Origin of the sequence: Mycolicibacterium aurum (assembly GCF_900637195.1) — a bacterium.
GTDB lineage: Bacteria > Actinomycetota > Actinomycetes > Mycobacteriales > Mycobacteriaceae > Mycobacterium > Mycobacterium aurum.
This window is the reverse complement of record NZ_LR134356.1, coordinates 3,506,905-3,527,414: the sequence shown is the minus strand read 5'-3', so window position 1 is coordinate 3,527,414 and position 20,510 is coordinate 3,506,905. Positions and strand designations below refer to the sequence as shown.

Below are 20,510 nucleotides of genomic sequence, written 5' to 3'. Positions count from 1 at the left end.
GTGATCGGCTTCTAGGCAACCCCGTGCAGATATCCGGACTTCTCACCAAGCTCAACCCTCGGCAGCGACGTTCACGAACGAACCCCGACGGCACCATGTCGTTGGTCGACCACCTCGCCGAACTGCGCAGCAGGCTCCTGATCGCCGTCCTCGCCGTCCTCGTGACGACGATCTTCGGGTTCTGGTGGTACAGCCACGGCTTGTTCGGGCTGCCCAGCCTCGGCGACTGGCTGCGCGGCCCCTACTGCGCACTGCCGGAATCCGCCAGGGCGTCCATCACCGAAGACGGCGGATGCCGGCTCCTGGCCACCGCGCCGTTCGACCAGTTCATGCTGCGGCTCAAGGTCGGCATGACCGCAGGCATCGTCCTGGCCTGCCCGGTGTGGCTGTACCAGGTATGGGCATTCATCACGCCTGGGCTCTACGCCAAGGAGCGCCGCTTCGCGGTGGCGTTCGTGATGGTCGGGGCGGTGTTATTCATCGGGGGCGCCATCCTGGCCTACGTGGTGCTGTCGAAGGCGTTGAGCTTCCTGCTGACCGTCGGCAGCGATGTGCAGGTGACAGCCCTGTCGGGCGACCAGTACTTCGGCTTCCTCATCAACCTGCTGCTGGTGTTCGGGATCAGCTTCGAATTCCCGCTGCTGATCATCATGCTCAACCTCGTCGGCATCCTCACCTACGAGCGGCTCAAGGCGTGGCGTCGCGGCTTGATCATGGGCCTGTTCATCTTCTGCGCGTTCGTCACCCCGGGCTCGGACCCGTTCTCGATGCTCGCCCTGGCGGTGGCCATGACGATCCTGCTGGAGGTGTCGATCCAGGTCGCACGCCTCAGTGACCGGCGCAAGGCGCGGCGGGAGGCCGCTGTCTCCGATGACGAGGCCGCGCCGATCGAACCGGCCGAGAGCATCGACGCGCCCTCACCGGTACCCGCGCCGTCACGACTCGCAGTTGATGACGAAGCAACCTGAGCCGGCCGCGCCGGGCGGAGCGCTGGACGAGTTCACCGCGCAACTGCCCTTCGTGCTGGACGGCTTCCAGCGCCGTGCCTGCGAGGCGCTGGCCCAGGGGCACGGCGTCCTGGTGTGTGCGCCCACCGGCGCGGGCAAGACGGTGGTCGGCGAGTTCGCGGTGCACCTCGCACTGGCCGCCGGGCGGAAGTGCTTCTACACCACACCGATCAAGGCGCTGAGCAACCAGAAGCACAGCGACCTGGTGCGCCGGTACGGCGCGGAGCGCATCGGTCTGCTCACCGGCGATCAGTCCATCAACGGTGACGCCGACGTGGTCGTGATGACCACCGAGGTGCTTCGCAACATGCTCTACGCGGATTCGCCTGCACTGCACGGACTTTCCTACGTCGTGATGGACGAGGTGCATTTCCTCGCCGACCGCATGCGCGGCGCGGTCTGGGAAGAGGTGATCCTGCACCTGTCCGAGGACGTCCGGTTGGTCAGTCTGTCGGCGACGGTGAGCAACGCCGAGGAATTCGGCGGCTGGATCAAGGCGGTGCGCGGCGACACGACCGTCGTCGTCGACGAACACCGCCCGGTACCCCTGTGGCAGCACGTCATGGTGGGCAAGCGGCTCCTGGACCTGTTCGACTATCGGATGTCCGGACCGGCGCACCGGAATCTGCTCGTCGACCCCGAGCTGCTGCGTCACATCGCGCATCGGCGGGAAGCCGAACGGCTGGCCGACTGGCAGCCGCGAGGTCGTGGGCGCGGGGGCCGCCCGCCCAACCTGTACCGGACTCCCGGCAGGCCCGACGTGATCACGGTGCTCGAGCAGAGTGAGCTGCTGCCCGCCATCACGTTCATCTTCTCCCGGGCCGGCTGCGACGCCGCGGTCAAACAGTGTCTGCGTTCCTCGCTGCGGCTGACCACCGCCGAAGAACGGGCACGCATCGCCGAGATCGTGGACCGTCGCACGGCCGATCTCGCCGATTCGGATCTGATCGTGCTCGACTTCCACGAGTGGCGCGAAGGGCTGCTGCGCGGCTTGGCCGCCCACCACGCGGGCATGCTGCCGACGTTCCGGCACACCGTGGAGGAGCTGTTCACCGCTGGTCTGGTGAAGGCTGTCTTCGCCACGGAGACACTGGCTCTGGGCATCAACATGCCGGCCCGGACTGTGGTGCTGGAGCGCTTGGTCAAATACAACGGCGAGCAGCACATGCCGTTGACGCCGGGGGAGTACACGCAGCTGACCGGCCGGGCAGGCCGCCGCGGGATCGACGTCGAGGGACACGCGGTGGTGCTGTGGAACCCGGACGTCGACCCGGCCGAAGTCGCCGGACTGGCGTCGACCAGGACGTTCCCGCTCCGCAGTTCGTTCGCGCCGACCTACAACATGACCATCAATCTGGTGAACCAGATGGGGCCCGCTCAGGCGCACACGCTGCTGGAGCGGTCTTTCGCCCAGTACCAGGCGGACCGATCGGTCGTCGGGCTGGTGCGCGGTGTCGAGCGCGGTGAGCGCATGCTCGCCGAACTCGCGGCTGAACTCGGCGGCGACGACGCGCCGATCCTGGACTACGTGCGGCTGCGGGCCCAGATCGCCGAACGCGAACGCGCACAGTCGCGGGCGGGGCGGCTGCAGCGACGCCAGGCCACCAACACCGCGCTGGCGGCGCTGCGGCGCGGGGACATCATCACCATCACCCACGGCAGGCACGGCGGGCTGGCCGTGGTGCTCGAGCCCGCGCGCGAAGACGACGACCCGCGCCCGCTGGTGCTCTCCGAGCACCGATGGGCCGGTCGCATCTCGTCGGCGGACTACTCGGGCGCCGCCGGGCCGATCGGCAAGATGACGCTGCCCAAGCGGGTCGAACACCGCAACCCGCGGGCCCGACGTGATCTGGCCTCGGCCTTGCGGTCGGCTGCTGCCGGTCTCGATGTGCCCTCGGCCCGGGGCCGCAGGAGCGGACCCCAGCTCGACCCCGACGTCGACCCGGAACTGGCGGCGCTTCGTGAGCGGATGCGGTCTCACAGGGCGCACAGCTTGCCCGACCGTGAGGACAGGGCCCGCGCCGCCGAGCGCTACCTGCGGATCGAGCGGGACAACGACCAGGTGCGCACCAAGATCTCCGCGGCGACGAACTCGCTGGCCCAGACCTTCGACCGGATCGTCGTGCTGCTCACCGAGCGGGGCTTCATCGCCGTCGACGAGACCGGTGCCGGCGGTGCAGACACGCCGATGGTGACCGACGACGGCAGGGTCCTGGCCCGCATCTACAGCGAAAGCGACCTGCTGGTCGCCGAATGCCTCCGGGCCGGCGTGTGGGAGGGGTTGGACGCTGCCGAGCTGGCCGCCGCGCTGTCCACGGTGCTCTACGAGTCGCGCCGCGACGGGCACGGCCCGGGCGACGGGTCCGACATCCCGACCGGGCGCCTGCGCCGCGCGCTCAATCAGACCCGGAGATTGTGGTCGGAGCTGCGCGCAGACGAGCAGCGGCACCGGATCTCCTACAGTCGCGAGCCCGACACCGGCTTCGTCGTCGCCATCCATCGGTGGGCCAGCACGGGCGACCTCACGTCGGCGCTCGCCGCGTCGGACGCCGCAGGCAGCGGCTCGTCGATGTCCGCCGGCGACTTCGTCCGGTGGTGCCGGCAGGTACTGGATCTGGCCGACCAGGTGCGCAGCGCCGCACCGTCACCGGCGTTGCGGGCAACCGCGAAACGCGCAATCAACGACGTTCGGCGCGGCGTCGTAGCTGTTGATGCCGGGTAGTGTGTTGAGCCAGCGGGGCCCCACAGACAAGCGCAGGAGCGGGCGCACCAGCCGTGGACGATGCAAGGAGAGAAATGAGCGGACCGCAGGGTTCCGACCCGACGCAGCCGTGGCCGGGCCAGCAGCCCGAGCACGGTACGGACCAGCCGGCGGGCGATGCGGCGGCCAACCAGGGGTGGCAACCGCCGACCCCGGGTGCCGGCCAGCAGGCTCCCGGCTCGGAGCAGCCGGCGTGGCAGCCACCGGCGTACACGCCGCAGCAGTATCCGCAGTACCAGCAACCGTCGCAGCAGCCGCCCACGTACAGCCCGCAGCAGTATCCGGCGACTGATCAGTACGGTCAGCAGCAGCCCACGGAGTACACCCCCGCCGGCTATCCGCCCCCCGGCCAGTACGGCCAGCCCGGTGGATACGGCCAGCCGGGCGCCTATGGTCAGCCGGGCGCCTACGGCCAGCCCGGCCAGCCCGGTCAGTACGGGCAGCCGGGTCAGCCCGGGCAGTACGGCCAGTATCCGGGCGGTCCGGGATACCCCGGACCGGGACCGGAGGAAGGCTCGAAACGGTCGATGGCGTTGATCGGTACCGTCCTGGGCCTGCTCGCCGCCGTGATCATCGCGGTCGTGCTGGTGCTGGGCTTCTGGAAGCCGGGCTTCTTCGTCACCACCAAGCTGGACGTCACCGCCGCTCAGAGCGGTGTCGAGCAGATCCTCACCGACGAGACCAACGGCTACGGAGCCAAGAACGTCAACGACGTGGTGTGCAACGGCGGTGTCAGCCCGACGGTGAAGAAGGGTGACACCTTCGAGTGCGAGGTCAGCATCGACGGCACCAAGCGCCAGGTCACGGTGACATTCCAGGACGACAACGGCACCTATGAGGTCGGCCGCCCGAAGTAGGGCGGGCCGCTAGCTCGGGAGCTTGTCCAGAGCCGACTGAAGGCGTCCGATCGAGGACGACACGCCGTAGCGCTCCGCGAGTTCGACGACTTTGCGGGGGTGGCGCGCGGCCAGCGGAAGTTCGTCGCTGTCGGTCGAGAAGTCGACCTCGGCGTCGGTGGCGACCCGCACGACGGGTCCGGCCTTGTCGATGTAGTCGCCGGCGGCGAGCAGCTTGTTCCGCTGCGCCTTGGGCATCTTCGAGGACGGATCCTGTGCGGCGGCGACGATGTTGTCCAGCGACCCGTGTTGGGCCAGCAGTGTTGCCGCGGTCTTCTCGCCGATACCGGCCACGCCGGGAAGGCCGTCGGACGGGTCGCCACGCAGCAGCGCCAACTCGACGTATGCGGGACCGGCCCGGTCGATCGGCACACCGTAGGTGTCGGCGACTTCCCTCGGACCCCACTTGATGGCCTTGGCCAGCCCTTTACCCAGATAGAGCACCCGCACCGGGACCGGCTCGTCGCGCACCACCTGCAAGAGGTCGCGATCACCGCTGACCACGACCACGGGGTCGCGGCGTTCGCGGCCGGCCAGCGTGCCCAGCACGTCGTCGGCTTCACACTGGGGGGCACCGGCAGTCGCGATCCCGAACGCATCGAGGATCTCCATGATCATGTCGACCTGAGGGGTCAGTTCGTCGGGAACCTCCTCGACGTCGGGTGCCGCGCCGGGGTTCTCCTGCTCCACCCGGTGCGCCTTGTACGACGGGATGAGGTCGACGCGCCACTGCGGGCGCCAGTCGTCGTCGCGGCACACGACCAGCCGCCCCGGGCGCTCGCGGGTGATCACCGTGGCGACGGCGTCGAGGAACCCGCGCAACGCGTTCACCGGGCGACCGTCGGGCGCGGTGATCGACGACGGGATACCGAAGTACGAGCGGAACCACATGCTCGCACCGTCGAGGAGCACCAGCGGGGCATCTTGGGTCATGCGCGCCATCCTGCCAGGGCATCCCGACCGGCCCGGGATTAGCCTGAAGGACATGACGGACCGTCGTTTTCCCACAGACGTCTACGCCACGCGGATGGCAGCCGCGGCGCGGGCTGCCGCCGACGCGGGGCTGGCCGGGCTGGTCATCACCCCCGGCTACGACCTGCGCTACCTCGTGGGCTCACGCGCGCAGACCTTCGAACGGTTGACCGCGCTGGTCCTGCCCGCCGACGGCGATCCGTCGATCATCGTGCCGCGGCTGGAGCTGGCCTCGCTCAAGGACTCAGCTGTGCCGGAACTCGGTGTCGCGGTGCGGGATTGGGTCGACGGTGACAATCCCTACCAACTGGTCGCGGAGGCGCTTCCGGGTGCGGCCCCGTTCGCCGTGGCGGTGACGGACTCGATGCAGGCCCTGCATCTGCTGCCGCTGGCCGATGTCCTCGGCGAAGTGCCGGTGTTGGCCACCGACGTCCTGCGCACACTGCGCATGGTCAAGGACGCCGCGGAGATCGAGGCGCTGCGCAAGGCGGGTGACGCGATCGACCGGGTTCATGCACGGGTTCCCGAGTTCCTGGTGCCGGGCCGAACCGAAGCCGATGTGGCCGCAGACATCGCCGAAGCCATTGTCGCCGAAGGGCATTCAGAGGTGGCATTCATCATCGTCGGGTCGGGGCCGCACGGCGCCGACCCCCATCACGAATGTTCGGATCGGGAATTGCGCGCCGGCGACATCGTGGTCGTCGACATCGGGGGTCCCTACGATCCCGGGTACAACTCCGACTCGACGCGCACGTACAGCATCGGCGATCCCGACCCCGAGGTGTCGCGGCGCTACGCGGTGCTCCAGCGCGCCCAGCGCGCCGCGGTCGAGGTGGTTCGGCCCGGCGTGACTGCCGAACAGGTCGACGCCGCTGCCCGCGACGTGCTCGCCGACGAAGGACTGGCCGAGGCCTTCGTGCACCGCACCGGGCACGGAATCGGGTTGTCCGTGCACGAGGAGCCTTACATCGTGGCCGGCAACGCGTTGCCGCTGCAGGAGGGTATGGCGTTCTCGGTGGAGCCGGGCATCTACTTCCCGGGGCAGTGGGGCGCCCGTATCGAAGACATCGTGATCGTCACCTCCGACGGGGCGATGTCGGTCAACAACAGGCCCCACGACCTGGTGGTGGTGCCGGTCTTGTGATCGGCGCTCAGTCTTCGCTGCGGTCCAGCAGGCTGGAGGAGCCCAGCACCCGCTCGATGCGGACCTCGATGACCACCCGCTTCGGATTGGCCCGGGGGGTGCGGTAGCGCTGCGCGTACCGCAACTCGGCATCCCGAACCGCCTCGATGTCGGTGTTGACCGTCGACTTGCCTTCCAGCGAGAGCCAGCGGGCACCGTCGACCTGGCTGAGCACTGCGACCCCGCGCTCGTCGGCGTTGACCGCCTTCTGCGAGCCTCCGGTGGTGATGACCCGGGCGATGTGGGTGGCCGGGTCGAAGGTGAACCCGACCGCCACCACGTGGGGCGACTTGTCCGAACGCAGCGTGGTCAGCATCGCCAGATGGCGCTCGGTGAGAAACGCCAGGGCGTCACTGGTGAGTCGTGTCGTTGCCTTGGCCATCGGCACCACGCTAGCGCAGGACATAATCGCAACCGTGGAAGACACGAACGGCGCGAGCCGTCGATCGGGAACTCCGGGGGAACTGCTGGTCGTCTTCGGCGGACGTAGCGAGATCGGGATGGAATTGGCGCGGCGCCTGGCGCCGGGTGCGTCGGTGGTGCTGGCGGCCCGTCGGCCCGGCGATCTGGACGCCGAGCTGGCCGAGTTGCGACGATCCGGTGCGGCATCGGTGCACTCCGTCGGGTTCGACGCCGACGATCTGGGGTCGCATCGTGCTGTCGTGGACGCCATCGTCGCCGACCACGGTCCGATCGGCACCGCGGTGCTCGCCTTCGGGATTCTCGGTGACCAGGCCCGCGCCGAGGCGGACGCCGGGCACGCCGCCGCGATCGCCCACACCGACTACGTGGCCCAGGTCAGCCTGCTGACGGTGCTGTCGGACACGATGCGGCGTGAGCGCACGGGCACTCTTGTTGCGTTCTCGTCGGTCGCCGGGGTGCGGGCCCGCCGCGCCAACTATGTCTACGGGTCGGCCAAGGCTGGCCTGGATGCGTTCTGCAGCGGGCTCGCCGATGCGTTGCACGGTTCCGGTGTGCACCTTCTGCTGGTGCGACCGGGCTTCGTGGTCGGGCGGATGACGGCGGGGATGACGCCCGCGCCCCTGTCCAGCACCCCCGCGCAGGTTGCCGACGCGACAATGACGGCGTTGCGCAAGGGCAGGCGCACGGTGTGGGTGCCGGCGTCGCTGTCGCTGCTGGCGGTGGCCTTCCGCCTGATGCCGCGTGCGGTGTGGCGGAGGTTGCCGCGATGAGCGGAGGGAAACCGATGATCGTCGTGGTGGGTATCGGCGCTGACGGCATGGCCGGCCTTTCGCCGGCATCGCGAGATGAATTGCGCAGAGCCACCGTCATTTACGGCTCCCGTCGACAACTGGATCTGCTCGATGGCACAGTGGGCGCAACGTTGCGGACCTGGCCCAGCCCGCTGCTGCCCGCACTGGACACGCTGCTCGAGGACGCCGGCGGCGACGTCCACGTGGTGGCCAGCGGTGACCCGCTGCTGCATGGCATCGGGACTACCCTGATCCGGCGCTACGGTCATGACAAGGTCGCCGTGCTTCCCCATGTGTCGTCGGTGACGCTGGCATGCTCGCGGGTCGGGTGGTCGGTTCAGGACACCGAGATCATCAGCCTGGTCTGGCACGAGGCGAGAACGGCGGTACGCCGTGGTGGCCAGGCCGTGGTGCTGTCCCGCGACGGCTCGACCCCCGCGGAGCTCGCGCGGTTGCTCACCGACACCGGACGGGGTGACTCCGAGCTGACGATTCTCGAACAGCTGGGTGGGCCAAGGGAATTACGGCGGTCATCGACGGCGCGGGAGTGGGCGGCCCGCCCGCCGGGGGATGTCGACAAGCTGAATGTGATGGCGGTGCGCTACCTCCCGGACGAGCGACGGTTCGGGGCGCTGCCCGACGATGCATTCGTCCACGACAATCAGATCACCAAGCAGATGGTCCGGGCGGCCACACTCGCCGCGCTGGCGCCACGCCCGGGCGAATTGCTGTGGGATGTGGGTGCGGGGTCGGGCAGCATCTCGGTCGAGTGGTGCCTCGCCGGAACGGGCTGCCGAGCCATCGCCTTCGAACGCGATGCCACCCGCCGCGCCCGAATCACGCAGAATGCCCTCACATTCGGTGTGCACGTCGAGTCGACGTCCGCCGCCCCCGAGGCGTTCGCGAACGTGCCGGCGCCGGATGTCACCTTCATCGGCGGCGGCGTCAGCCAGCCCGGCATGCTCGACGCGTGCTGGGACCGGCTGAAGCCGGGCGGCAGACTGGTCGCCAACGTGGTCACCGCGGAATCCGAAGCAGTTCTGGTGCAGTGGCGTTCGCGGCACGGTGGTGAACTACGCAGGTTCCAGCACTATCGGGGCGAGCCGGTGGGCGAGTTCACCGGGTGGCGTCCCGCGATGCCGGTCACGCAGTGGTCGGTGACGAAGCCTGATACGACCTGACCAGATCGATCGCCCCGAGCTCGCGGATGGCGCGGCAACCGCGGTGCAGCATCGTCAGGATCATCTCGTCGCCGCGCTCGGTGGACGAGGCGAACGCATAGCCGAGGGTGGTGAGCAGCGGCGCCTGGAGCACGCCCAGACGGTAATCCTGCCAACAGGTTTCGACGTCATAGTCGGTGACGCCGTGGGTCAGCAGCGCCGCGTGGTAGCGCTCGACGAGTCCGCGTTCGGCCGCCGCGCGATCGTCGGGGAGCAGGCTGGTGGCGGTGAAGTAAGCGAGGTCGCGCGCCGGGAGGCCGATGCCGATGGTCTGCCAGTCGACCACGGTGACGCGGGTGCGGTCCGGATCGTAGAGCAGGTTGTCGAGTCGGTAGTCGCCGTGCATCAGTGAGAAGCGGTCCGGCTCGGCCAGCAGCCACGGCGTCACCAGGCTCATCGACGTCAGCAGGGTGTCGCGGTCCTCCTCGCTGACCGAGGCGCCGAGCTTGTCGAGCGTGATGTCGGCGGCCATCACCGACACCTCGCCCATGCCCTTGGCGGCCGCCTCGTCGCCGGGTTTGGGCATGACGATGGATGCCAGATCGAAGAAGCGGCGCTCACCCCAGCTGGGACCGTGCAGTCCGGCGAGCGCCTCGACCGCCAGCACGGCCTCCGCCGGTGAGCACCCGGCGATCTGGTCACCCTGCTCCGCAGGAGCCATGTCGGCCAGCACGAGGACGAAATCAGTACCGCCGGGCGCGATCTCGGTGTGGAAGCAGCCGGGAACCGGGATGGCGACGTCGTTGGTCACCGAGGAGTAGAACTCGACCTCGGACAGATAGCCCAGCGCCACCCGTTCCCGGACGGTGTCGTCCTGCGCCGGCAGCTTGACGGCGAAAGTCGCTGGCGGGGTGGGTGATTGCGCCTCGGGCGCATAGGTCGCGGTGACGCGGTAGGTGGCGCCGGTTTGTCCCGTGCCGATGGACGACACTTCCACCTCGGCGACGTCGGTACCGAGCACCGAACCCAGCCATGCCGGTGTGATGTCGGATGGGCTACGGGGAATGGTCACGAAATCGCCTCTCATTGTTCGCTTGTGGCATAGATGGTGCCCAGCCAGATGGTCTCGGCACCGGCGACCAGCTCCGCCCTGCTCAGGCGGCCGCCGATGGTGTAGCGCTCGAGTAGCCGGTCGTTGAACTCCAGAAGCATGCTCGCCACCACCGCCGCAGGTGCGCCGCGGGGTGCGCGACCGGCGGCACGCTCGGAGGTGATCACGGCGGCCACCGCCGGGACGAAGGAGTCCCGGGCGTCGTCCCAGACGTCCCGGATCGCTGTGCTGGTGGCTCTGGCCTCCAGCATGGCCTGCAGCAGGTAGCGGTGCTGGTCGACGGTGTCGAGTAGGGCGTCGAGCATCGCGTGGATGCGCCGGCGCGGTGGCAGCGATGTGTCGGTGAGGATGTTGCCGGCCAGGAAGCCGTCGTCGTACATCGGTTCGAGCAGGGCGGCCACCGCGGCGGCCTTGTTCTCGAAGTAGAAGTAGAACGCCGATCGGGTGACACCGGCACGGCGGGTGACGTCGGCGATGTTCAGTCTGTCGAATCCTGATTCGCGGAGGTGGTGGTCCAGCGATTCCAGGATGGCGATGCGCCGCAGATCACTCTTCTGAGGTTGCCGCCGGTCGGTCGGTGACCGGACCGGTAGTCCGCGCTGCACGCGCGAGGTTAACCCGCAGTTCTGACGACTGTCAACGATGTGAGACGGGTGTCAGTGGCCGGGGTAGCGACGTGGGGTGAAGACGCGGTCCGCGCCGCCGCCCGCGGTGGTGTGCCAGCGGGTCTGCGACGACCCGACGATGAGCAGACAGCGCATGTCGACGTCGGCAGGATCGAGCTCGCCGAGGGGTACGACCCTCACCGACTCGCCGGCGCCGGCCACGTCGCGGCCGATGACGACGGGTGTGGCGGGATCGCGGTGCTCCAACATCAGATCCCGCATCGCGGCGACCTGCCAGGTGCGGGTCTTCGACGCCGGGTTGTAGATGGCGGTCACCATGTCGGCCGACGCCGCTGCCGACAGGCGGCGCGCGATGACGTCCCACGGCTTGAGCCGGTCCGACAGCGAGATCACGGCGTAGTCGTGTCCCAGCGGGGCGCCGACACGGCTGGCCACCGCCTGGGCGGCCGTCATCGCCGGGATCACCCGAACCTCGACGCCCGGCCACTGTTCGGCCTCCTCCAGCACCGCGGTGGCCATCGCGAACACGCCGGGATCGCCTGACGAGACGACCGCGACGCTGCGGCCTTCTTTGGCCAGCTCGCACGCCAGACGCGCCCGTTCGGGTTCGTCGGTGTTGTCGCTGGGGTGCTTGCGTTGGCCGTCGACGGCGGGGACCCGGTCCAGATAGGGCCCGTACCCGATCAGATCCGTGGCTGAGGCGAGCTCATGCCGGCTCTGCGAGGTCATCCAGCCCGCGTCGCCCGGCCCGAGTCCGACGACCGCGACGGAACCGGTGCCCACCGGCGCCCGCGTGCCGCCGGGCAGCATGGCCAGCGAGAAGTACGGCACGGATTCGTCGTCGACGTCCGCGGCGGGCAGCACACGTTGTCTGGTGGTACTGGCGCGCTCCACGTAATAGGCGTCGTCGATGCGACCTGCCGCTGAAAGCGCCTGTCGCACCGCAGGGTAGGAGCGGCCGAGCTTGATGATGACGGCGGCGTCGGTGTCTTTGAGCCTGCGCTGGAGCTCGTCGGCGCGCAGAGTCCCCGGCAGGATCGTCAGCACCTCGTCGCCCTGAACCAGGGGAGTCGAGATCGCCGCCGACGCCGCACTGACCGAGGTCACCCCGGGAATGATCACCGCGTCGAAGCGCTCCGTGAGGCGTGTGTGCATGTGCATGTAGGAGCTGTAGAAGAGCGGATCGCCCTCAGCCAACAGTGCGACGTCGCGTCCGGCCTGGAGATGCGCGGCGATGCGGTCGGCGGACTCCCGGTAGAAGTCCTCCATGGCGCCGGCGTAGCCGCCCGGATGGTCGGAGGTCTCGGTGGTCACCGGGTAGACCAGGTGCTCCTCGATCTGCCCGTCACGCAGGTACGGCTCGGCGATGGTGCGCGCGATGCTGCGTCCGTGCCGCGCGCTGTGATAGGCGACCACGTCGGAGGCGCCGATCACCCGGGCTGCCTTGACCGTGACCAGCTCGGGATCGCCCGGTCCCAGACCGACACCCCACAGGGTCCCGTGACGAGCGGTCATTCGCGTTCTGCCGCAATCGCGTTCACGGCGGCCGCCGCCATCGCGCTGCCACCACGACGACCCGTGACCACCAGATACGACATGCCGCGCGGACGGTCGATGAGTTCCTGCTTCGACTGCGCCGAGCCGACGAAGCCGACCGGGCCCCCCAGCACCGACGCGGGCGGCGCGACGCCGTCGTCGACGAGCTCGAGAAGGCGGAACAGTGCGGTGGGGGCATTGCCGACAGCGAAGACCGCCCCGGGTATCCGGTCGGCCCACAGATCGACTCCCGCCGCCGAGCGAGTGGACCCGAGCCGCGCCGCGGTGTCGGCGGCACGCGGGTCGGCGACCAGGGACACCACCTCGTTGTCGGCGGGCAGCCGGGACCGGGTGATCCCCGCGGCGACCATCGAGGAGTCGCACAGGATCGGTGCCCCTGCGGCGAGTGCGGCGTGCGTGCGTGCGACGACGTCGGCGGTGAAGGCCACGTGTTCGGCGACGTCGACCTGACCGCAGGTATGGATCAGCCGGACCACGGCGCGGGCGACGTCTTCGGGGAACAGCGACAGGTCCGTCTCGGCGCGAATGGTGGCAAATGACTGCCGGTAGATCTCGGCCGCGTCGCGGATGTAGTCGAGCACTCGATCACCCTACGGGTGGGGCTCTCGGCGTCGGTAGCCGTCTCCCGTTGCCACCAGGACCTCCACACCCATGGGGCTGCCGCAGGCGCGGTCGCAGCCGACGAAATGCCGGTGGCCGGTCCCGGCAGGGTCTCCGGTGGCTGCGGCAGCGGCGTCGGCACGGACATCGGCCGCCGAGTGCGCGCAGCCCGGGCTACCGGTGCACGCCGACACGGAAAGCCAGGGGGAGTTCTCGTCGAAGACCAGGCCCAGCGGTGCGAGCACGCGCAGCGCCACGTCGGCGACCCCTTCATCGAGATCGAACAGCAGCACAGATCGCCACGGAGTGACGGCCATCGGCGCGTCGACCGCCGCGAGGTAGCGCGCCACCTGTGCGTCGAGAACGCCGAGCGGTATCGCGGCGCCCAGAGCGATGCGCCCGTCGTCCTGCTCGATCCAGCCGACCGGCGGTCGGGTGGGGCCGTGCCACGTCGCGCCGGGTGGCGCTGTCGGGGTGCGCCCGCCGAGCAGGGTGGTGGGATCGTCGAGTTCGTCGACGCGCCAAGCCTTCTCGCGGATCGCGACAAAGCGTCGTGCGATGGCGAGGAGCTCGTCGACCGTGTCGGACAGCGCGAGCCTGACGCCGGTGTCGCGCCCGGCCAGCAGCAGCGCCGCGGTCGAGGGGTCGAGGGCGTGCACACCCACGTCCGCCGCCAGACCCGACACGTCGCCACGGCCGTCGTCGATACCGAACAGGAATCGGCCGGGCAGGTGCACCAGATCGGCGTCTCGCTGCACTGCGTCGTCGAGGGCGAGTACCAGTTGCCTTGTGTCGCATAACCCGCCGCTGCGGCCCGACAGCGGTGAGGCGACGATGTTGCGCACCCGCTCGTGGGTCGCCGAGGGCAGCAGTCCCGACTCCGAGAGCAGGCGGGCGACGGCGTCGGTGTCATCGACGCCGCGGATCTGCAGGTTGCCCCGCGACGTCAGTTCCAGCGTCGACGCCGCGAAGTCGATGGCGGCCGATGCCAGGGCGTCCATCTGGGCCGAGGTGATGGTCCCGCCGGGGAGCCTGATGCGCGCCAAGTCGCCGTCGGCGGCTCTGTGGGTCTGCAGCGCGCCGGGGCAAGCGTCATTCTCCCTCGACCTGGCCACCCGTCCACGGTACCTGCCGGCCCGGCCCCGGCTGCCGTGCCGGGGAACCGTCAGCTCGCGAGGCGCACCGGTTCGACGACCTGGGAGTAGCCCGAGGCGTCGCCGGCGACGGTCCGGCTGCGTTCGCCGTGGACATCGACCGGGATGTCGCCGGCGAGGGTCACTCGGCTGAGCCGCCGGAACTGGTCGTCGTAATCGGCTACGGCGTAGTGCTGGGTTGCTCTGTTGTCCCAGATGGCAAGGTCGCCCAGTTCCCAGTTCCACCGGATGGTGTTCTCGAGCTTGGTGATCCGGTTCTGCAGCAGCTGGAACAGTGCCGCCGACTCGGCGTGGCCGAGGCCGACGAAGTGCTTGACGAAATGCCCGAGCAGCAGCACTTTCCGGCCAGTCTCCGGATGCACCCGCACCACCGGATGCTCGGTCTCGTAGTAGTCGGAGACGAATTCCTCGCGGTACTGCCGCTCGGTGTCGGCGAGCTGCTCAAGCCGCGCATCGACATCGCCGGCGTAGTCGTAGGTGTTGGTGTGCACCGCCCAGAGGCTCTCGGCGAGGGCACGCAGCGGCGCGGGCAGCCGATCGTAGGCGGCCTCGGTGGATGCCCACGTGGTGGTCCCGCCGTACGGCGGGAGCGTGATCGCGCGCAGCAGTGACGCTTTCGGGATGCGGTCGACGAAGGTGACGTCGGTGTGCCAGCTGTTGGCCTTGTCATAGCGTGAGTCGATCGGCAGGACTCGGATGCCCCGGGAGGTGACCGTGGGATGCGCCGTCGTCGGGGTTCCCAGCGCACGGGCGAAGTTCAGCTGATCGTCGTCGTCGAGATCGTGCTGGCCGCGGAAGAAGATCACCTTGTGTTCGAGCAGTGCCGCATTGATCTGGGCCGCGGTGGCGGAATCCACCCCGTCGGCGATCTGGATCCCCTCGATCCGCGCCCCGATGACGGCACCGAGCTTGACAACCTGTAGCGATGACAGCTGACTCACCTCCGTAGCACTTGAGCTGGCAATTCTGACCCGCGGTGCTTACGGGGCCAACCCTTACATTCAGCCGGAATCAAATCCCCGCTGTTTCGGCGTCGTCACGATCGGGTAAGGCAGTGGCGCCCGACCTGCCAAACGTGCTCCTGCGCGGGAAAGCCGAGAATTCGTGAAGGCCAACGCCGTGAGGACGGCGCAGTGAACGCGCTGTGGGAGTACATCTCCACCCATCAGGCGCAGCTGATCTTCGACTCCTATCAGCACGTCAGCGCGGTGGTGCAGAGCGTGTTGCTGGCCACGGTGATCGGTGTGCTCATAGGGGTGGCGACGTATCGGAACGCGTTGGCGGCCAATCTCGCCACGGCCGCATCGAGCGTGATACTGACGGTGCCGTCGTTTGCCCTTCTCGGCCTGCTCATTCCGCTGTTCGGTCTGGGCGTGGCCACCAGTGTCGCCGCCCTGGTGCTGTACTCGCTGCTGCCGATCGTGCGCAACACCATCGTCGGCCTCAACGCCATCGACCCTGCGCTCACCGACGCCGCCCGGGGCATCGGCATGAGCCGAATCGGCACGCTGACACGGGTCGAGCTGCGGCTGGTGTGGCCCGCCATCCTGTCGGCGATGCGCTTGTCCACCCAGATGTCCATGGGGGTGCTCGCCATCGCGGCGTACGTGAAGGGGCCCGGGCTCGGCAACCTGATCTTCGCCGGCCTGGCCCGGGTGGGCAGCCCCACCGCCCTCCCGATGGCGCTGACCGGAACCCTGCTGATCGTCATCCTGGCACTGGTGCTCGACGCACTGCTGGTACTGCTTGGACGGCTCACGACGTCGAAAGGTGTTCGGTGACAGAGCAAACCACGGACCCCACCGGGGTACGCATCGAGCTCGACAGTGTGTCGAAAATCTACCCAGGTTCGAAAACGCCTGCGGTGGATAATGTCTCGCTGGACATCCCAGCCGGAGAGATCGTCGTCTTCGTGGGCCCGTCCGGATGTGGCAAGACCACCACGATGCGGATGATCAACCGGCTCAGCGAGCCGACGTCAGGGCGCATCCTGATCGGCGACAGGGACGCCCTGTCGATCAAGCCCACCGAGCTGAGGCGATCGATCGGATACGCAATCCAGCAGGCGGGTCTTTTCCCGCACATGACGATTCGCCAGAACGTGGGCCTGGTGCCCGGTCTACTGGGCTGGGATCGCACGCGCACCGCCGACCGGGTGGACGAACTTCTGGATCTCGTCGGCCTCGAGCCCTCGGAGTACGCCGAGCGCTATCCACGGCAACTCTCCGGAGGTCAGCAACAGCGTGTCGGGGTGGCGCGGGCGCTGGCCGCCGACCCGCCCGTGCTGCTGATGGACGAGCCGTTCGGGGCTGTCGACCCGATCACCCGCAGCACCCTGCAGGACGAGTTGCTGCGTCTGCAGACCGAATTGCGCAAGACCATCGTCTTCGTCACCCACGATTTCGGCGAGGCCGTCAAACTGGGCGACCGCATCGCGGTGCTCGGACAGCAGTCCACGGTGCTGCAATACGACACCCCCCAGAACATCCTGGCGAATCCGGCCGACGATACGGTGGCGGGCTTCGTCGGGTCCGGTGCGTCGCTGCGCCAGTTGGGTCTGCTGCGCGTCAAAGACGTAGCGCTGGAATCCCGTCCAACCGTGCACCGCAACGACAGTGTCGAGCAGGCGCGGGCGGCGATCGCGGGCAGTGACTTCGACTGGGCGGTGGTGCTCGACGACCGGCAGCGGCCGGTCAGCTGGGTCCGCGCGCGGCGGTTGGCGCACGCGGGGTCGCTCGCGGAGGCGGTCGAGACCCTCGACGTGGTGAGTACGCAGTCGACTCTCGAAGACGCACTGGAGGCGATCCTCGCCGAGCAGCACGCGTCGGCGGTGGTGGCCGGGGCGGGCAACCGTTACGAGGGGGTCGTCACTCTCGACACCTTGATCGACACGATCACCCGGCTGCGCGCCGAAGCGGAGGAGTCCGCCGGAGGGCACGGTCAGCCGTGAGCACCGCCACCGAGACCGGCGGGGCCGAGGCCACAACCGCACCGGCAACCACACCCGCCGAGCGGGTGCGGTTGTTCATTCAGCCGGTCCTGGTGCTGATCGTCGGCGCAGCCGTGATCTTCTGGGCGTTCAACCGCGATCTCACCGCCACCCAGCAGGAGAACATCAACCCCGGCAACGTCGCGACGCTGATCTGGCAGCATCTGCTCATCACTGTCGCGGTCACCGTCATCGTCCTTCTGGTCGGCGTTCCGCTCGGGGTGCTGGTCACTCGGCCGGGTGCAAAAGTGTTGCGCCCCTTGTTCATCGGTATTGCCAACGTGGGGCAGGCGGCGCCCGCGATCGGCCTTCTGGTGCTGCTGTTCCTGCTGACGGCCACAACGGGCTTCTGGATCGGCGTGCTGCCGATCGCGCTCTATTCGCTGCTGCCGGTGCTGTCCAGCACCATCCTGGGTATCGATCAGGTGGACCGCGCCCTGCTCGACGCCGGGCTGGGCCAGGGAATGTCGAGGCGGTCGCTGTTGCTGCGCGTCGAGTTGCCGCTCGCGGTGCCCTACATTCTCGCCGGCCTGCGCACGTCGCTGGTGCTGGCCGTGGGTACCGCGACGCTGTCGTTCCTCGTCAACGCGGGCGGGCTGGGCATCCTGATCGACACCGGCTACAAGCTGCAGGACAACGTGACCCTGATCCTCGGGAGTGTCCTCGCCGTCTGCCTGGCGCTGCTCGTCGACTGGCTGGGCGGTCTCGCCGAATTCTTCATCGGGCCCAAGGGGTTGCGATGACAGCCCGCCGTGGCCGGACGGTTGCGCTCACCGGGCTGTTGATGACGGCCGTACTGGTGTTGTCCGCGTGTGGTCTCGGCTCCGGCAGCACGCTGCCGCTGCGGGTCGGGCCGGGATCGATACAACCCACCCCGGGGCTGGAGGGGGCGAAGATCACCGTCGGTTCCAAGGAGTACACCGAGCAGGTGATCCTCGGATACATCCTGGAATTCACGCTGGCCGCGGCGGGCGCGGACGTCCGTGACCTCACCGGCATCGTCGGCTCCCGCAGCACCAGGGAGGCGCAGCTTTCCGGTCAGGTCGACGTCGCCTACGAGTTCACCGGCAATGCCTGGATCAACTACCTGGGCCATGAGAAGCCGATCCCCGACACCCGCGAGCAGTTCGAGGCGGTCCGCGACGAGGACCTCGAACGCAACGGCATGGTGTGGCTGGAGCCAGGACCGATGGACGACACCTACGCCCTGGCGGCCAGCACGCGGACCCTTGAACGAACCGGGGTGCGCACCCTGTCCGACTACGCCGAACTCGCGAGGCGTGATCCGGGGGCCGCCCGTACCTGTGTGGACACCGAATTCCGCGCGCGACAGGACGGTTTTCCGGGCATGGCGGCCGCCTATGGCCTCGACCCGGCCCGGGTACAGACACCGATCCTGCAGGTCGGCATCATCTATCAGGCCACCGCTGACGGTACGCAGTGCGACTTCGGTGAGGTCTTCACCACCGACGGCCGCATCGCCGCACTGGATCTGACCGTGCTGACCGACGACAAGCAGTTCTTCGCGCACTACAACCCCTCGGTCACGATGAAGCAGGAGTTCTTCGACGCGCACCCCGAGATCGCCGAGGTCACCGCGCCGGTCACCGCAGCGCTGACCAACGAGGCGATCATCGAACTCAACAAACAGGTCGACGTCGAGGGGCGGGATCCCAGCGTCGTCGCGCGCGACTGGATGGTCTCGGAAGGCTTCGTCACCGCCGGATAGTTGTGACCTCGGCGGTGGGTGTGGCCCCAGTCACAGTCGGCGTCAGTGAGTTCCCTCACACACATCATGATCATTTTCGGCGTTACCGGCGGTACCGTCTCGCTTACTGAACCCGTGTCAAACAACGGGTCGCGGGAGAGGAACGACGATGTTCGCAACGCTTGTGGTCGCCGCGGTGGTAGTCGCACTGGTCGCCGCCATCGGAACGCCGTACCGCCAGACGTGGTACGGCCGCTGGCACGGCTGAGCCCCGACGGTCACGGCACGGTGGTGCCCGTCGCAGCGGGTGCTACATCGAGGGGCGATAGGTGCCGAAGCTCCAGATGTTGCCGTGCGTGTCCCGGGCGGCGAACTCATGGGAGCCGTAGTCCTGGTCGGTGATCCCCATGACGATCTCGGCGCCCGCTGCGGCCGCACGGTCGTGGAGTGCGTCCACCTGGGCCGCGGTGTCGATGACGACGTAGACGACGACCGGCCCGGGCAGCGCGAACACACTGTCGCGGTCCGCGTCGTCGATCATCACCACTCCGGTCCCGACGGCCAGCTCCGCGTGTGCGAGCGGCTGGTCGGGGTCCTCCGGGTGGATGGCGATCGGCTCCGCGCCGAAGGCCTGTGTCAGCCACGCGATGGCTTTTCTGGGTTCGGTGAACGGCACGATCGGCACTGCGCCGGTGAATGTCCGGGTCGATGTCATGGCGCCGAATGTAGGTGCGTCAGACCGCCGGGTCTTGTACGGAATTGACGCTCTCCCGTAGTGCGCCCGCAGTGATGCCCGCGAGTTCGCGCACCTCCCTGGCCAGGTGCGCCTGGTCGAAGTAGCCGCACTCGGCGGCGGCCGCGGACAGTTCGGCCCCGGACCGCAACCGGGCAGTGACCCGCTCGAAGCGCACGATCCTGGCGATCACCTTCGGAGGCAGACCCACGGCGTCGCGATACCTGGCGATCAACCGGCGGTGGCTCCATCCGAGATCCGCGGCGAGCGCACCGATCGGGGTCGTTCCGCCACTCGCGGCAATCCGGCTCAGCGACCACGCCACACCGGCGTCGACATCCGGCGCGTCACGCAGACGCGCGATGAGGGCGGCGTCGACTATCGCGAAGCGCTCCCGCCAGCCGGGCGCATCGCCGATGTGCTGGACCAGTTCGGCCCCGCCACGCCCCAGCACCGCCTCGACCGGCACCGAGCGATTGGCCACCTCGACCATCGGAACACCCAGGATCCTGCGCGCACCCAGCGGCGTGAGGTCGATCTGCAGGCACTGCGCCCAGCCGCGGTGTCCGACCAGGACGGGCCCGTCGGTGATACCGGCGACGAACGACTGCAGGCGCAGCGGCGCCGCGTCGACGTGCTCGCGGTGTGCCACGGTCCAGCCGTCGCCCAGATCGATGATGACCGGGACGAAGGAACACGCCATCTCGCGGAAGGTCTCCGGGACGCCGACGCGGGACGTGAACCCCTCGTAGCGCAGCACCACACCGCGCAGCGAAGGGTCTGGGGTGCCGACGGCGCCGCCCGCGCTCACGTCCACCACCGTAGTCCGGTACGAATGG

The 20,510-nt window shown here is 68.8% G+C and carries 20 protein-coding genes; 10 read left to right on the top strand and 10 right to left on the bottom strand.

Annotated features, from left to right (window positions below; genetic code table 11):
- Nucleotides 1–23 precede the first annotated feature (23 nt).
- The 3 genes from tatC to EL337_RS16470 all read left to right on the top strand — a co-directional run bounded on the left by tatC (nucleotide 24) and on the right by EL337_RS16470 (nucleotide 4,625).
- Nucleotides 24–968: a twin-arginine translocase subunit TatC gene (gene tatC, locus EL337_RS16480; protein ID WP_048631648.1), complete on the top strand. Its 945-nt coding sequence runs from the start codon at nucleotides 24–26 to the stop codon at nucleotides 966–968.
- Nucleotides 952–3,729, top strand: coding sequence for a DEAD/DEAH box helicase (locus EL337_RS16475; RefSeq protein WP_048631647.1), 2,778 nt, complete (start codon nucleotides 952–954; stop codon nucleotides 3,727–3,729). The genes tatC and EL337_RS16475 overlap by 17 nt, the downstream gene beginning before the upstream one ends.
- Before the next feature lie 74 nt (nucleotides 3,730–3,803).
- Entirely contained in the window at nucleotides 3,804–4,625 is an 822-nt protein-coding gene (locus EL337_RS16470; RefSeq protein ID WP_048631646.1) for a DUF4333 domain-containing protein, read from the top strand.
- A gap of 9 nt (nucleotides 4,626–4,634) precedes the next feature.
- Here the strand turns inward: EL337_RS16470 and EL337_RS16465 are convergent, their stop codons facing one another.
- Complete coding sequence (locus EL337_RS16465) at nucleotides 4,635–5,597, bottom strand: 5'-3' exonuclease (RefSeq protein ID WP_109860076.1); 963 nt, start codon at nucleotides 5,595–5,597, stop codon at nucleotides 4,635–4,637.
- A gap of 52 nt (nucleotides 5,598–5,649) precedes the next feature.
- Here EL337_RS16465 and EL337_RS16460 point away from each other — a divergent pair, with 52 nt between their 5' ends.
- Complete coding sequence (locus EL337_RS16460) at nucleotides 5,650–6,780, top strand: M24 family metallopeptidase (RefSeq protein ID WP_048631858.1); 1,131 nt, start codon at nucleotides 5,650–5,652, stop codon at nucleotides 6,778–6,780.
- Nucleotides 6,781–6,787: 7 nt separating this feature from the next.
- On the opposite strand, the gene EL337_RS16455 is transcribed toward EL337_RS16460, so the two are convergent.
- The gene (locus EL337_RS16455; protein WP_048631644.1) at nucleotides 6,788–7,201 is read right to left on the bottom strand and encodes a F420-dependent biliverdin reductase; all 414 of its coding nucleotides are present in this window, start codon (nucleotides 7,199–7,201) and stop codon (nucleotides 6,788–6,790) included.
- Nucleotides 7,202–7,319: 118 nt separating this feature from the next.
- On the opposite strand from EL337_RS16455, the gene EL337_RS16450 reads away from it, so the two are divergent.
- Nucleotides 7,320–8,012, top strand: a complete 693-nt coding sequence (locus tag EL337_RS16450; protein WP_048631857.1) for an SDR family NAD(P)-dependent oxidoreductase — start codon at nucleotides 7,320–7,322, stop codon at nucleotides 8,010–8,012.
- 14 nt (nucleotides 8,013–8,026) lie between these two features.
- On the top strand, nucleotides 8,027–9,214 hold the full coding sequence (locus tag EL337_RS16445; protein ID WP_048631856.1) for a bifunctional cobalt-precorrin-7 (C(5))-methyltransferase/cobalt-precorrin-6B (C(15))-methyltransferase: 1,188 nt from the start codon (nucleotides 8,027–8,029) through the stop codon (nucleotides 9,212–9,214).
- On the opposite strand, the gene EL337_RS16440 is transcribed toward EL337_RS16445, so the two are convergent.
- Genes EL337_RS16440 through EL337_RS16415 form a run of 6 tightly spaced genes read right to left on the bottom strand, consistent with a single transcriptional unit; the run spans nucleotide 9,177 to nucleotide 15,173 of the window.
- The gene (locus tag EL337_RS16440; RefSeq protein WP_048631855.1) at nucleotides 9,177–10,265 is read right to left on the bottom strand and encodes a phosphotransferase family protein; all 1,089 of its coding nucleotides are present in this window, start codon (nucleotides 10,263–10,265) and stop codon (nucleotides 9,177–9,179) included. The two genes, EL337_RS16445 and EL337_RS16440, sit on opposite strands and share 38 nt — an antisense overlap.
- 11 nt (nucleotides 10,266–10,276) lie before the next feature.
- A complete protein-coding gene (locus EL337_RS16435; protein ID WP_048631643.1) occupies nucleotides 10,277–10,909 on the bottom strand; it encodes a TetR/AcrR family transcriptional regulator in 633 nt (210 codons plus the stop codon).
- A 51-nt stretch (nucleotides 10,910–10,960) separates the two neighbouring features.
- A complete protein-coding gene (locus EL337_RS16430) occupies nucleotides 10,961–12,445 on the bottom strand; it encodes a precorrin-2 C(20)-methyltransferase (RefSeq protein ID WP_048631642.1) in 1,485 nt (494 codons plus the stop codon).
- On the bottom strand, nucleotides 12,442–13,068 hold the full coding sequence (locus EL337_RS16425; protein WP_048631641.1) for a precorrin-8X methylmutase: 627 nt from the start codon (nucleotides 13,066–13,068) through the stop codon (nucleotides 12,442–12,444). Before EL337_RS16425 ends, EL337_RS16430 begins: the two co-directional genes overlap by 4 nt.
- 9 nt (nucleotides 13,069–13,077) lie before the next feature.
- A complete protein-coding gene (gene cobG, locus EL337_RS16420; RefSeq protein ID WP_048631640.1) occupies nucleotides 13,078–14,202 on the bottom strand; it encodes a precorrin-3B synthase in 1,125 nt (374 codons plus the stop codon).
- 50 nt (nucleotides 14,203–14,252) lie between these two features.
- Entirely contained in the window at nucleotides 14,253–15,173 is a 921-nt protein-coding gene (locus EL337_RS16415) for a TauD/TfdA dioxygenase family protein (RefSeq protein WP_048631854.1), read from the bottom strand.
- Between the two features lie 201 nt (nucleotides 15,174–15,374).
- Between EL337_RS16415 and EL337_RS16410 the strand changes: the two genes are divergently transcribed.
- Genes EL337_RS16410 through EL337_RS16395 form a run of 4 tightly spaced genes read left to right on the top strand, consistent with a single transcriptional unit; the run spans nucleotide 15,375 to nucleotide 18,959 of the window.
- Nucleotides 15,375–16,022 carry an ABC transporter permease gene (locus tag EL337_RS16410; RefSeq protein WP_048631639.1) on the top strand — a complete coding sequence of 216 codons (648 nt, stop codon included), beginning with the start codon at nucleotides 15,375–15,377 and terminating at the stop codon, nucleotides 16,020–16,022.
- A complete protein-coding gene (locus EL337_RS16405) occupies nucleotides 16,019–17,191 on the top strand; it encodes an ABC transporter ATP-binding protein (protein ID WP_048631638.1) in 1,173 nt (390 codons plus the stop codon). The genes EL337_RS16410 and EL337_RS16405 overlap by 4 nt, the downstream gene beginning before the upstream one ends.
- Nucleotides 17,188–17,973 carry an ABC transporter permease gene (locus EL337_RS16400; protein ID WP_048631637.1) on the top strand — a complete coding sequence of 262 codons (786 nt, stop codon included), beginning with the start codon at nucleotides 17,188–17,190 and terminating at the stop codon, nucleotides 17,971–17,973. Before EL337_RS16405 ends, EL337_RS16400 begins: the two co-directional genes overlap by 4 nt.
- A 41-nt stretch (nucleotides 17,974–18,014) precedes the next feature.
- Nucleotides 18,015–18,959: a glycine betaine ABC transporter substrate-binding protein gene (locus EL337_RS16395; protein ID WP_109860074.1), complete on the top strand. Its 945-nt coding sequence runs from the start codon at nucleotides 18,015–18,017 to the stop codon at nucleotides 18,957–18,959.
- 289 nt (nucleotides 18,960–19,248) lie between these two features.
- Here the strand turns inward: EL337_RS16395 and EL337_RS16390 are convergent, their stop codons facing one another.
- Both EL337_RS16390 and EL337_RS16385 read right to left on the bottom strand, forming a co-directional pair.
- Nucleotides 19,249–19,653, bottom strand: a complete 405-nt coding sequence (locus EL337_RS16390; protein WP_048631635.1) for a VOC family protein — start codon at nucleotides 19,651–19,653, stop codon at nucleotides 19,249–19,251.
- 19 nt (nucleotides 19,654–19,672) lie between these two features.
- Nucleotides 19,673–20,482 (bottom strand): AraC family transcriptional regulator, encoded by an 810-nt coding sequence (locus EL337_RS16385; protein WP_126316606.1) that lies wholly within the window; start codon nucleotides 20,480–20,482, stop codon nucleotides 19,673–19,675.
- Between the last annotated feature and the right edge of the window lie 28 nt (nucleotides 20,483–20,510).

Coding starts and splice junctions, on each gene's coding strand:
- EL337_RS16475 (WP_048631647.1), top strand. CDS start 952: ATGACGAAGCAACCTGAGCCGGCCGCGCCGGGCGGAGCGCTGGACGAG.
- EL337_RS16470 (WP_048631646.1), top strand. CDS start 3,804: ATGAGCGGACCGCAGGGTTCCGACCCGACGCAGCCGTGGCCGGGCCAG.
- EL337_RS16465 (WP_109860076.1), bottom strand. CDS start 5,597: ATGACCCAAGATGCCCCGCTGGTGCTCCTCGACGGTGCGAGCATGTGG.
- EL337_RS16460 (WP_048631858.1), top strand. CDS start 5,650: ATGACGGACCGTCGTTTTCCCACAGACGTCTACGCCACGCGGATGGCA.
- EL337_RS16455 (WP_048631644.1), bottom strand. CDS start 7,201: ATGGCCAAGGCAACGACACGACTCACCAGTGACGCCCTGGCGTTTCTC.
- EL337_RS16450 (WP_048631857.1), top strand. CDS start 7,320: ATGGAATTGGCGCGGCGCCTGGCGCCGGGTGCGTCGGTGGTGCTGGCG.
- EL337_RS16445 (WP_048631856.1), top strand. CDS start 8,027: ATGATCGTCGTGGTGGGTATCGGCGCTGACGGCATGGCCGGCCTTTCG.
- EL337_RS16430 (WP_048631642.1), bottom strand. CDS start 12,445: ATGACCGCTCGTCACGGGACCCTGTGGGGTGTCGGTCTGGGACCGGGC.
- EL337_RS16395 (WP_109860074.1), top strand. CDS start 18,015: ATGACGGCCGTACTGGTGTTGTCCGCGTGTGGTCTCGGCTCCGGCAGC.
- EL337_RS16390 (WP_048631635.1), bottom strand. CDS start 19,653: ATGACATCGACCCGGACATTCACCGGCGCAGTGCCGATCGTGCCGTTC.